The organism is Chloracidobacterium sp., from assembly GCA_016716305.1.
GTDB lineage: Bacteria > Acidobacteriota > Blastocatellia > Pyrinomonadales > Pyrinomonadaceae > OLB17.
Map to the genome: position 1 here is coordinate 911,150 of JADJWP010000002.1, position 12,278 is coordinate 923,427.

The 12,278-nt window shown below is 53.0% G+C and carries 11 protein-coding genes; 7 read left to right on the top strand and 4 right to left on the bottom strand.

Features of this window, described 5'->3' with window-relative positions; genetic code table 11:
• Nucleotides 1-42: 42 nt before the first annotated feature.
• Genes IPM28_06040 through IPM28_06050 form a run of 3 tightly spaced genes read right to left on the bottom strand, consistent with a single transcriptional unit; the run spans nt 43 to nt 3,894 of the window.
• Entirely contained in the window at nt 43-2,460 is a 2,418-nt protein-coding gene (locus IPM28_06040) for a cation:proton antiporter (GenBank protein MBK9172550.1), read from the bottom strand.
• A 52-nt stretch (nt 2,461-2,512) separates the two neighbouring features.
• Nucleotides 2,513-3,052, bottom strand: a complete 540-nt coding sequence (locus IPM28_06045; GenBank protein MBK9172551.1) for an HD domain-containing protein — start codon at nt 3,050-3,052, stop codon at nt 2,513-2,515.
• Complete coding sequence (locus IPM28_06050; GenBank protein ID MBK9172552.1) at nt 3,049-3,894, bottom strand: alpha/beta hydrolase; 846 nt, start codon at nt 3,892-3,894, stop codon at nt 3,049-3,051. Before IPM28_06050 ends, IPM28_06045 begins: the two co-directional genes overlap by 4 nt.
• A gap of 116 nt (nt 3,895-4,010) precedes the next feature.
• On the opposite strand from IPM28_06050, the gene IPM28_06055 reads away from it, so the two are divergent.
• The 4 genes from IPM28_06055 to IPM28_06070 all read left to right on the top strand — a co-directional run bounded on the left by IPM28_06055 (nt 4,011) and on the right by IPM28_06070 (nt 8,438).
• Nucleotides 4,011-4,601, top strand: coding sequence for a TetR/AcrR family transcriptional regulator (locus IPM28_06055; GenBank protein ID MBK9172553.1), 591 nt, complete (start codon nt 4,011-4,013; stop codon nt 4,599-4,601).
• A gap of 2 nt (nt 4,602-4,603) precedes the next feature.
• The gene (locus IPM28_06060) at nt 4,604-5,476 is read left to right on the top strand and encodes an EamA family transporter (protein MBK9172554.1); all 873 of its coding nucleotides are present in this window, start codon (nt 4,604-4,606) and stop codon (nt 5,474-5,476) included.
• A gap of 218 nt (nt 5,477-5,694) precedes the next feature.
• Nucleotides 5,695-7,587, top strand: coding sequence for a phosphoenolpyruvate carboxykinase (GTP) (locus IPM28_06065; GenBank protein MBK9172555.1), 1,893 nt, complete (start codon nt 5,695-5,697; stop codon nt 7,585-7,587).
• A 230-nt stretch (nt 7,588-7,817) separates the two neighbouring features.
• Nucleotides 7,818-8,438, top strand: coding sequence for a hypothetical protein (locus IPM28_06070; GenBank protein ID MBK9172556.1), 621 nt, complete (start codon nt 7,818-7,820; stop codon nt 8,436-8,438).
• A 281-nt stretch (nt 8,439-8,719) separates the two neighbouring features.
• Here IPM28_06070 and IPM28_06075 read toward each other — a convergent pair whose 3' ends face one another.
• Entirely contained in the window at nt 8,720-10,504 is a 1,785-nt protein-coding gene (locus tag IPM28_06075) for a hypothetical protein (protein ID MBK9172557.1), read from the bottom strand.
• Nucleotides 10,505-10,845: 341 nt separating this feature from the next.
• Here IPM28_06075 and IPM28_06080 point away from each other — a divergent pair, with 341 nt between their 5' ends.
• The 3 genes from IPM28_06080 to IPM28_06090 all read left to right on the top strand — a co-directional run bounded on the left by IPM28_06080 (nt 10,846) and on the right by IPM28_06090 (nt 12,229).
• Nucleotides 10,846-11,556, top strand: a complete 711-nt coding sequence (locus IPM28_06080) for a Bax inhibitor-1 family protein (protein MBK9172558.1) — start codon at nt 10,846-10,848, stop codon at nt 11,554-11,556.
• A gap of 106 nt (nt 11,557-11,662) precedes the next feature.
• Nucleotides 11,663-11,881, top strand: a complete 219-nt coding sequence (locus IPM28_06085) for a redoxin domain-containing protein (protein ID MBK9172559.1) — start codon at nt 11,663-11,665, stop codon at nt 11,879-11,881.
• A gap of 9 nt (nt 11,882-11,890) precedes the next feature.
• Nucleotides 11,891-12,229, top strand: coding sequence for a peroxiredoxin family protein (locus IPM28_06090; GenBank protein ID MBK9172560.1), 339 nt, complete (start codon nt 11,891-11,893; stop codon nt 12,227-12,229).
• The last annotated feature ends 49 nt before the right edge of the window (nt 12,230-12,278 follow it).

The window sequence follows — 12,278 nt, forward strand, 5'->3', positions numbered from 1 at the left end:
GAAGCACATTGTCAGCAGGCTCGCAATGAACGGCCGGTGACGTTAGATGTATTCCTCATCAACGAAGCACCAGCCCCAGTCCTCGCCGGGCTCCATCGATGTCATCAACTGATGCCCGGCTTCGCGAAAGTGAGCCGTTGCATGTTTGTTCTTTGAAGTGTCGCAGCATCCGACGTGTCCGCAGGTAAGGCACATACGAAGATGCACCCAATCGTCGCCGTCAGCAAGGCATTCCTCGCAGCCGGCGGCGCTGGGAAAAACAGGTCTGATCTGGTCAAGGTGGCCGCAGACGCTTTCGTCGGCTTTTGATTGATAAAGATATTCCTTCTCGGTATCGATCGCTGGTTCCCTGCTTGGGTCGGCGGTTCGGCTTGCGAAGCCGACGGCAACGGCATTACCGCCGTCAGCCTGTATATTCGCCTGGGCGGTGCCGGCGCGAAACTTCGCGGCGTTGCCGGCAAATGCCTGGGTCGAACCTGCAATTATAAGCTCATCGCCGGGCAAGAGCGTTGTTTGCGGAGAAACATCGATCGGTGCGGCGTTTCGGATAAGCTCTTTGACGACGAGGTCGCCGCGATCTCCAAGGCCGAGTTCCCCGAGCGTCATTCCGGCAGCCGGAGAACCGTCGCGGATCGTGACGGTTCGCGAATCGTAACAATCGTCGCCCGGCTTGCACGCAAATTCTGAATTCTCGACCTTCAGCTGCTCGGACGTCATCGCCGCATAACCGTTCTTTCGGGCGAGGTCCTCGAGTCGTTCGATCTTTTCCGCATCGACACGATATTCGCGAAGCACCTCGCCAAACAACTGCACCACCGATTCGAATTCCTCGGATATTACCTCGTCAGCACCGGCCTGCAGCAGTTCCTCGGCATCTATCGAGTAACGGGTTCGGACGACGATCCTCATCGTAGGATTTTGCTGGCGGGCGACCGATGTGATCCGATGGGCGGTCGATGGATTATCATCGGCGATGACCAGCATCTTTGCCCGCTGGATGCCGACGTGCGTCAGAAGAAACAGCTTCGATGCATCGCCGCGAACTACCGGAAGACCTTCGGTCTCAGCTTCGTTTGCGCCGTCAGGGCTAAGGGTCGTGATGACATAGGGTATGCCCGATCCGGCTAAAATCCGGACCAGAGACCGTGCCGCGCGTCCGTAACCGGCGACTATCACATGATCTTCGAGGTCAAGTTCGTGGTCAGCAAGCTGCGTTTCCAAATCGTCGGGCATGCTGCCCGTCTCGCGTCGTTCGACAATGCGGTCAGACAGCCGCGATCCTAATCGCATCAAAAGCGGAGTTGCCACCATCAGTATGACGGTGGTCGCAATAAACGCCTGCGAGCCGGCCGTTCCAGCTGCGGCCGGAAATAGACCGACCTCGCGACCGGCGCGTTCGAGCACGAACGAAAACTCGCCGATCTGCCCAAGAGTCAGTGCTGAAGCGGCTGCGATCGGTGTCGCATAGCCAAGTGTCCTTACGCTGATCCAGGTGGTCGCGATCTTGATGATCAATACCGTCGCAACCGCGGCGACGACGATCGGCAGGTTTTGAACGAGAAATCCGAGGTCGAGCAACATCCCGACCGATACGAAGAACGTGGCCGAAAAGAGTATTTGTAAGGGCAGCGTCTCGGTCAGAGCATGTTGTGAAAAGCGGCTCTCGCTGACCATCAAGCCGGCGAGAAAGGCACCGAGCGAAAGACTGACACCGGCGAGGCTTGTGAGGTAAGCCGTGCCGAAACAGATCGCAATAACGGTAAGAAGAAATAGTTCGGGCGAGCATGTCATCGCGACGGCTTCGAGGATCTTGGGCATTACACGTCGTGTGATCACCAATACGGCGGCGATTATCAACCCGGCCGTCGCAAGTGCAATACCGATGTCACCCAATCCGCCGCCCTCGCTGCCCGCGAGGATAGGCACAAGCAGCACCATGACCACGATCGCAAGATCCTGGAAAATAAGCAGGCCGAGGGATACTTGCCCGGGTTCGGAATTCGTCTCGCCATTGTCGGCAAGAAGCTTGAGAACGATCGCCGTCGAGCTCAGGGCGACCAGCATTCCGGTGAATATGCCTGCCTTCCAATCGACACCGAATGCTGAGAGGACGAACGCGGTCGCAGCTACTGAGAATCCGACCTGCATCATACCACCGCCAAAGATCAATCGCTGTATCTTTGCCAGCTTTTCAAGACTGAATTCGATGCCGATCGTGAAAAGAAGCAGGATAACGCCGATCTCGGCGGTCGCGTCGACAAGCGCCTGGTCCTTGACGATCGCAAGGGCATTCGGGCCGATCAGCACGCCAGCCAGGAGAAATCCTACTATGGGAACGAGCTTTAACCGAAAGCATATGTACGCAATAAGCGCACCGGCGACGATCAAAGCGACCGACTCGGTCAGGAATTGGGGAACGGCACCGGCGGCGAGAAAATATGGCATTGATAGACTATGCATTCATTTTTGAGGCCGCGATCAGATTATTCTTAAACGCCTATGCGACCAAATTTTACCATTTTAAAACGGGGACCGGGTTGAAGGGATGGTGCAATACCCATGAGCACGCGGTCCTAAGCAAACCGACGTGAAAGCCCGTATTCGGAAATCGCGTTCTCACATCCCTCACAAAAACTGGGTCGAGCCCGAACCTGATAACTCCCAACGAGATATCAACAAGATCGGCCCTCCGCAACGCCTCGGTGAGGGCATCTCCTCGATGACGCCGAAGTTTGTGATGCTCGCCGATCATAAGCGATATCTGATCGGACCAATCGGGTTTGTGAATCTGCTCAAGATATTCACGGGCGAGTGCGATCGACGGCCGGAGATAATCGAACGTACCGTCGTTCCATATGCCGAGGTCGTGAAAGCACCCGGCAATGATGACCTTTTCTTCCTCAGCCGGTGAAAGGTCTCCGAAAGCAAGGCCGAAGTTGACCATCCGATAAACGTGGTTCTTGTAGCTGGTAAGGTTCAAAGAAAGAACAGCTTCCCGTTCGCCGAGTACGTCCTCAACAATCGGAAGCCGTTCTCTCAACTTTGCACTCATGCTGTGGCTGCATTCTCTGCCGGGATGCGTTCGTCAAGCCAGGCCAAAATGTCGGCCATCACTTTTTCTTTATCTAGGTCGGCCAGAAGGTCGTGGTAGTGGCCTTCGTAAAGCCTGAGCGTCTTATCCTTCGAGCCCGCGTTGTCGAAGAAATATTGGCTGCCGGCCGACCGCGTCGCTTTATCATCGGTGCCATGGATGATGAATACCGGAACGCGGAAGTTCGGCATATGCTCTTTCAGAGCTTCGGCCGCAAGCAGCATAACCCGAGCGGTTTCGGCTGGCTGTGATTCCTTATGAATTAGCGGATCGTTGTTCATCCGCTCCACATGCTCCGGATCACGCGAAAAATCGGCGTTGTTCAACGAGAACACGTGGAGATGCGGGACTATCTTCGCTATGCCTTCCAAAGCAAGCTGCACCAGATGAGGCAATCCGACATCGAACGCGAAACTGTGACAGACCAACCCGCCAATCGTATCCTGATGCTCGTAAACATATGACGTCGCGATCACGCCGCCTGCGCTATGTCCGAGCAGATAGACCGGCAGTCCAGGATTCTCGGTTCGAGCAATGTTTACTAGCTTACCAACATCTCCAAGGTAATCAGTAAATTCCTCGACATAGAAGCGTTCACCTTCCGATTGGCCGCGTCCGCGAAGGTCAAGCGCATAGCATGCAATGCCCGCGGCCGCCAATTGCTCTGCCGGCCAGGTCATATAGCCGCTATGAGCATTGAAACCGTGGATCAGGACCATAACGGCTCGAGGCGAACTCTCGGGCTTCCACGTTCGGTTAAAGATCTTCAGTCCGCCTACGCCTTCAAATGACGATTCGTTCATGAGTCGTTCTCCTTTTCGATCGTTTATTTATGTACTGACCGGTAAATATATTGCCGCCAGCTGCGCAATGTCAAGACTGTTGTGCTATTTTTCATTAGCCCACAATATCACTAAAGATGAAACGCGGTCGTCCCAGAATGTTCGATCTAGATCAAGCGATCCAAAAGGCAATGATGCTCTTTTGGCGCAAGGGTTTTCACGGAACCACGATCCCCGATCTGACCGCCGAACTTGGTATCAATCGCCCGAGCCTTTATGTTGCATTTGGTGATAAGGAAAACCTTTTTCGTCTTGCGCTCGACCGATACAGGCGTGATCCGGCGTCGTATGTAAATCGAGCTCTTGCAAAGCCCACTGCCCGTGAAGCGTTTGAAGGCTTGCTGTATGGTGTGATCGATCTACTTACAGACAAGAATAATCCCGGCGGATGCCTTTTCGTATGTGGTGCTATGGCGGGTGGCGAAGCTTCCAGGCCCCTTCTTGATGAAATGAAAAAGCGTCGCCGCGACGGCGAAGCTGATATTCGCGAGCGGTTTGAAAGAGCGATCGAAGAAGGCGATCTCCCGAGCTCCGCAAATGCGAAAGCGCTTGCCAAATTTGCTACAACGCAAATGTGGGGACTTTCGGTACAAAGCAGCACAGGAAGCACAAGAAAGGAACTACTGGCCGCTGCCGAACTCGCGATAAAAGCATTCCCCGCGAAATAAGTATGCAGCAATCGAGAAGCTTACGCATCAGCCCCCTGTATTATGTGCTCATCGCTGTCTTTCTTTGGAGCACCGGTGGACTATTTATCAAGCTGACGACGCTCGACGCCTATCAGGTCACGTTTTTTCGTTCGCTTTTTGCGGCGCTGACCGTAATCGCCATAACGCGGAAAGACGGCCTGAAGATCGACGCTTTTGGAGTTTTCACATCGATCATTTATGCCGCTTTGCTTTTCCTATTCGTCTGGGCGACCAAGAAGACGACTGCGGCGAATGCGATCTTCCTTCAATACACCGCACCGATCTACATTCTCGTACTTGCTCCATTTGTAATTGGCGAGAAATTTCACTGGCGCGACCTGATCACGGTCGTCGTTGTGCTTGCCGGGATGAGCCTTTTCTTTGTCGGCCAGCTCCGGCTTGAGGATTACCAAGGCAACATCGCAGCGTTGTTCTCGGGGATATTTCTCGGGCTATACATAATGCTGTTGAGGCACCCAAAGGCGAAAGGATTCAATCCGACGATCGCTGTTATCTACGGCAACCTGCTGCTCGCGGCTCTTAATGCACCGACCGGAATTTCCGTTATCGGATCTATGACCGCGCTTGATTGGATCGCCGTCACGTTTCTGGGCGTGTTTCAGATCGGTGTTTCATACATACTTTTCATTAAAGGCGTTGTCGGCGGAACCCGCCCATTGGACGCGAGTTTGATCGGATTTATCGAACCGCTGCTGAATCCGGTTTGGGTGTTTATTTTTGTTGGCGAGCAGCCGTCGAAATGGGCGATACTTGGCGGCGCGATAATTATTCTGGCTATCGCGGTCCACACGACAAAACAGTATGCCGGCCGCAGGTCGGAACAGATCGATTGACCGCGCTGATCGCGGCGATCCGAAGGGCGGACGAACTACGCATATGGAGTGAGCGAAATTGGTAAAGCCAATTCGCGCTTTCTGGTTACGGCCGCGTTAACTTTTTCGGTTATGTTGTGATAATCTACCGAAATACTCGCAGAAATAAGCGGTTATTGTACGTTTTGGTTTACTAAAGTTAGGCATTTACAAACTTTTCGAGTCCATTTACTAAATGTATGGCTAAATACACTATTCCCGAAAATCTAAAGAATGAAGAATTAAAGCGCTGGGTCACAGACATGGCCGAGCTTTGTGAACCAGACGCTGTTTACCTTTGTGACGGCTCGGAGGAAGAATATGACCGCCTTTGCCAGGAAATGGTTGATGCGGGAACGTTCATCCGGCTGAACCAGGAAAAACGCCCAAACAGCTTTCTGGCTCGGTCTCATCCGTCTGATGTCGCTCGCGTCGAGGACCGAACCTATATCTGTTCGCTGTCAAAAGGCGATGCCGGGCCAACCAACAATTGGATGGCACCCAAAGACATGAAAGCGATACTGACCCCAAAGTTTCGCGGGTCAATGAAAGGACGGACGATGTACGTTATACCGTTCTGTATGGGACCGATCGGTTCGCCAATATCACAGTTCGGTGTTCAACTCACAGATTCGCCTTATGTCGCGGTAAACATGAAGATCATGACGCGAATGGGACAAAGGGCGTTGGACGCACTGGGCAGCGGCGAGTTCGTTCATTGCCTGCACTCCGTTGGCATGCCGCTTGCGGATGGCCAGGCTGACGTGCCCTGGCCGTGTTCTCCGGATCCAAAGGACAAATACATTGTCCATTTCCCCGAGGAGCGGTCGATCATCTCCTACGGTTCGGGTTACGGCGGTAACGCGTTGCTTGGAAAAAAATGCCTCGCGCTCCGGATCGCCTCCACGCTTGGCCGCGAGCAGGGCTGGCTGGCCGAGCATATGCTGATCGTCGGGGTAAAGTCGCCTGACGGCAAGAAGGATTACGTTTGTGCCGCGTTCCCCTCGGCCTGCGGAAAGACAAATTTTGCAATGCTCATCCCACCAAAGCCGTTTCAGGAAGAAGGATGGGAGATCACCACGGTCGGAGATGATATCGCCTGGATCAAGCCAGACGAAAATGGCAAACTCCACGCGATCAATCCGGAAGCCGGCTTTTTCGGGGTTGCACCGGGGACGAATTATTCTTCGAACCCGAATGCGATGGAATCGATCAAGGAGAATACAATCTTCACGAATGTCGCCTTAACTGATGACGGCGACGTCTGGTGGGAAGGCATGGACGGAGATAAACCGGCCCATGCGATCGATTGGCAGGGCAACGATTGGACACCGGCAAGCGATAAACCGGCGGCGCACCCGAATGCGCGTTTTACCGCCCCGATCACACAGTGTCCGGTCGTCGATGAGCTTTTTGACAGTCCAAAGGGCGTGCCTGTTTCGGCATTCATTTTTGGAGGCCGCCGTAATTCAGTCGTTCCGCTGATTCAACAGTCGTTCAACTGGGCGTTCGGCGTTTATATGGCAGCGACCATGGGGTCGGAAATGACCGCAGCGGCGTTTGGAAATATCGGCGAAGTTCGCCGCGATCCGTTTGCGATGCTTCCCTTCGCAGGCTACCACATGGGCGACTACTTTTCCCATTGGCTCGATTTTGGACGCAACATCCCGGAACCGCCCCGGATATTCTCGGTGAACTGGTTCCGCAAAGACGAGAACGGCAAGTTCCTATGGCCGGGTTTCGGTGACAACATGCGCGTCCTTAAATGGGTCGTAGAACGAGCTCGCGGTAAATCGATCGGGGTCGAAACACCGCTTGGCTGGATGCCTCGATATGAGGATATGGACTGGCGTGGGCTCGACTTCAGCCCCGAGCAGTGGGATACGGTGATGAAACTTGACCGCGATATGTGGATCAAGGAGATCTCGACCCACGACGATCTCTTCTTTAAGCTCTATGACCGCCTGCCGAAGGAGATGACCTTCATCCGCGAGTTGCTTGTCTCAAACCTCTGGCGCTCGCCGGAGCTCGGGCTCGCAACGCCGCGTCCGGAGGAAGAACTCCCGAACAAGGCCGTCGCCAAGGGCGAATAGCCGCCGGTTACAAGCAAACCAAAGACGCGAGGTACTGCAACGCCTCGCGTTTTTCTTCCTGCCCTCCGCGTTCGGAGCCAAAAGCACTAGCCACCTTCTAACTAAAAGCAGTGGGATTAGGAGGTGTTAGAAGCTTCTGTTCACTCTGCAGACAACATGGAGCTCAGGCACCGCAACAATGATTGTTTGCCGATGAGTGATTATGGCATTACAATCGAGTGCGGGTTTTTATGGCTCGAAGAAAGAACAATAAGGCGATTGCGTCCAGGACAACGACTACAACACACGGCATGCGGTTTCAGGAGTATCTAACACAAGAGAATGTCAGTATCGCCCTCAGCATCCTTGCACTTATTGTCTCTATCTTATCCCCTGTTGTAGCGTATTTCTTTCTTGTTCCACAGATGCAGGAATTTCGAAATCGTCCTCGGTTGGGCCTCGAGGTTTTGGTGTCTACCGAAGTCGTGCCCGCAATTTCGAACGTGACGGATTCAGTCCCGTACACGTTTACGCACAGGCATTTTGCGATTACAAATCTCGGGTCACTACCAGCGAAGAATGTCCAAGTAGTCTTTCAATATACAACTTTATCAGACGGCGAACTGCCGCCTACCGACATTGCGGCGAAACCGCCAATCGGTCTTGATGCCCGATTAAGGGGAACCAATATCGAAATCACGTTGCAGACACCGATTGCACCGGATGAAACGGTTTTCTTGACGCCGAAATTGATACCGGACGAGGCATGGGTGTTTACCGAATACGGTGAAAGGCAGTCCATACTGCTGACAGGTGATACTGGCAGACAACCAAAACCTTCGCGCAGGCTTATCGTAGAGCCTGTAAAGTGATGGCTGCATGGAAAAAATCTTTGTTTGCGCGTTTCGCGATCGTTAGAAACTGAGTTCGGATTCCCTGGCTTAAACCGAACCGCTTAGCGGATGTTCATATCGATCGCCCGAATTAGGACTTGCGACGCCACGGCCCGAACAGCCAGAGACCGCAAGGGCCGCGAATTGAAAGTTGATCACCTGTACGCAGACGTAAATAAGGGCCCCGCAATTGCGGAGCCCTTATTTGTTGCACCTTAACCGATCGCTTTAGATCGGTTCAGCCCATCGTCTGTGATCTCCTACTTCTCAGGGCCTTTTGCGGTCCGGGTGCCCGACTTTAGGTTCGCCTTTTCGGTTAAATGCGGCCGACCGGCTCTTACATCGGCAACATATATGCCGCCCCAGCTTTCCTCGTCATTTGCCATCGAGGCAGTGATCGCGAGATACCGTCCGCGGAATCCGTCGCGCTCGAGGCCGAGGCCGATGATCGGCATCGGAGCGTTTCCGGGGATATTCGGGTCAAGCATGGCGGCGTCCATACCGGTTTCAGCTACGATCCGCAATGGAAGCGCCTTCAGAGGCTCGCCCAAATATAGACCATCGGTTACGTCGACGTATTCATTGTTCGGCGCCAGTGTTCCGGTTCGGGCCTTGAAAACTACCAATCCGTCCGAAAGAGCAACAAACGATGTTCCACGCCATCTAGGCGGCTCAGCGTCAACATCATCGCCCTGGCCGCTTCCCGGCACCTTGCCGGAATAGCCCCAAAATACAAAGTCGTTGAAATCGGACATCGTATTGGCTACCAGTTCGCCTTTCTTCAGCAGTATGTCGTAAAGGAATATGCCCTGGTACTGTGGTACTTCTTTCTCCTGATACCAGCGATCTGTTACCGGATCGTAAATACTGTTCGGGTCAATACCGTTACAGTAAGCAAGCAATTCGGGGTTGCCGTCAACAGCACAATAAAGCCTTATGGTCTTCATTTGATCGCCCCAAGCTCCCCAGAAAACAAGATATCTGCCGTCGAATGCAAGAGCCTCTCCTAGCCTTGTGATCTCCGGAAGGTCTGTTCCCGGCACCTTTTCGCCGATTCCGATCAACGGAATTAGCTCGGGCATCGATCGGATCGGAGCCATAAAGATCCCGCCATAATGCGGATCTGCCTCAAGATCCAGCCCGAGGAAAACAACATCGTTTCCGGCTACGCTCGGCGGAGATGTCGATTCAAAGGCCATCATTCTGAATTTCGCACTTGGCGGGGCGTTGGGTATTTCGTTATCCGAACTTGCTATCATTTGGATATCTTTATTCCCGCCACCCGGAGTATCGAGCACATCGCGGAAAAATATGCCCGTTTTTCCGACGCCGTCGATCGCAAAGTTTCCTTTGAAAACGATCGTCCCGTTATCTGTGATCGCGGGTGCCCCCGGAAAGATATCAAATGGAACATACTTTGTTCCCGGCACCTGGAAAAATTCGAATCCCGGAGCGGCTCCTAGCTTCGATGCCCCGGTGACCAAGAGGTTCTGGCCAAGATCGACATAAATACCTGACGTACCGGCTCGGGTCTCGGTACCATCGGGCAGCAGATAACGATAAACCGGCTGATGACGTCCGCTGGTCGCTGCATAATTCGCATTCGCCGCAATTCTCGGGAAAGCCGAGAATTCGGCAAACTCTGTGTTCAAATTGTTAGGAAATGGGACCAGGGTGTTTATGTCGACCATCGGCAAAACTGCCCCTTGATGCATATGTTTGAAATAGATCCCGGTCATTCTGCGCCCGCCCGTGCTTCGAGCACGGAACACGGCAAGCCCGTTCGTATTGATCGATGGCTGGCCGTAACTGCTGAATTTTACCGAGTTTCCCGGGATCGTAACGCTATTGTTGACTGCGGTCTGCCACTTGAGATTCAAGACCTGCAAACCGTCTGTTGAGATCGCTGCCTGCGAAGCCGCTTTGTCCAGCGGTTCGACTTTGAACTCTGTCCGTTTTTGGGCATTTATCTCGCTTGCGGCGAGTAGAAGTAGAAAGCCGAGCACGATCGTTGAGGCATATACTGTAAAGTTTCTCTTTTTCATGATGCTCCTCCGATCTAACCCGATCATGACTGCATCAGGCGATGGTATTACCAAGATTTTTAGATCATGGGCTTTTCAAGCCCTGCACTTTCTTAACGCAATTTCCGTGCTGCCGGCTGATCTGCGAAAGGCCCATATTTTCAAGGAATCTGGGAGTTTGGATAGCGTACGCGCCTGAAAACCGGTCTAGTGGCTGTGAAACATTTCACAGCAATGTGGAAATACACACAGACCGGTCGAAACATCCGCGAAACTTCTAACTTCCCCCCAGTTTCAGGTATACTGTTGATCACTGAAAACAGACAAAGAATTTCGAAGAAATTACATCAAATTCACCAACTATGAACGAATACACCACATCATTCGGAAATTCTGTTGCAGAGGCATTGCCTGCTCAGCGGGCGCAGTTCATTCGTAAGACGTACCTCCTTCTCGCGGCTGCGATACTGGCTTTTATCGGCGTTGAGGCATTTCTTTTCGCGTCGGGTGCGGCGGGTTTGATCGCAAACGTGATATTTAGCGGAGGCTCGATCGGCTGGCTCGCGGTTTTGGCACTTTTCATGGGTGTCTCGTTTCTTGCAAATCGGTGGGCAATGTCCGAGACATCAAAGCTCACACAATTTTTGGGCCTTGGTATCTTTATTGTTGCGGAGGCAGTGATCTTTGTCCCGTTGATAATGATCTCGACCTACTACGCCGGTGATGCCTCGGTGCTGATGAAAGCCGGAATCGTGACCTTAGGACTGTTTTTGGGGATAACGGCAACCGTGTTCATTACGAAGAGCGATTTCTCGTTCCTCGGCCCGATCCTCGCGATCGGCGGGTTTATCGCACTCGGATTTATCGTATCCAGCGCGATCTTCGGCTTTTCGCTTGGAAGCGTGTTTGCGTTCGTGATGGTCGCATTCGCGGGAACCGCGATCCTTTACGAGACCTCGAATGTTCTGCACCGGTTCAATACCAGCCAACACGTAGCGGCATCGCTGACGCTTTTTGCGAGTATCGCACTGTTGTTCTGGTATATTCTCACTATTTTCAGTTCGCGTGATTAACGACCTCGGGGGCTTTGCTTTTGCCTCCGACCTTCCGGGTCCGTGAATGCAGGTGGTATGCTTATCGCCGTTTCCCGGACCCGTTCAGATTCGGGAATCGAACTATATGAAAAAAGTACTATTGACCATTGTCTTTTCGATGGCGCTTGCCGGTATTTCGGCAGCTCAAACGCCATCGGCACCCGCGACGCACCTCAAGGTTGGTGATGTCGCTCCCGATTTCGAATTGAACGACACATCCGGAACGAAAGTAAAACTCAGTGACTTTCGCGGCAAGAAGAACGTGGTCCTCGCGTTTTATGTGCTCGCGTTCACCGGCGGCTGAACGGCCGAAATGAAAGCGTATCAGGCTGATATCGCAAAATTTGAAGCAAACGAAACTCAGGTTCTTGGCATTTCGATGGACAGTTTTGCGTCGAACAAAGAGTTTGGCAAACAGGCTGGCGTGACCTTTCCGCTTTTGTCCGATTGGAAACGCGACACTACAAAGGCTTATGGCCTCTATAACGCTGCGTCAGGTTACGGCAATCGCGGCACATTTGTCATCGATAAGGAGGGAAAGATACAGCATATAGAAATCGGCCGCAGTGCGATCGACCCGACTGGTGCGTATCAGGCATGTGACCTTATCCAGCAGCGAAAAGCTGCCAGGCCAGGGGTTAAGAATCCGTGATCGGCTTCGCGCCGTGACCAGTCTAAAGCTCGGCCGCAGCCGGACGTGT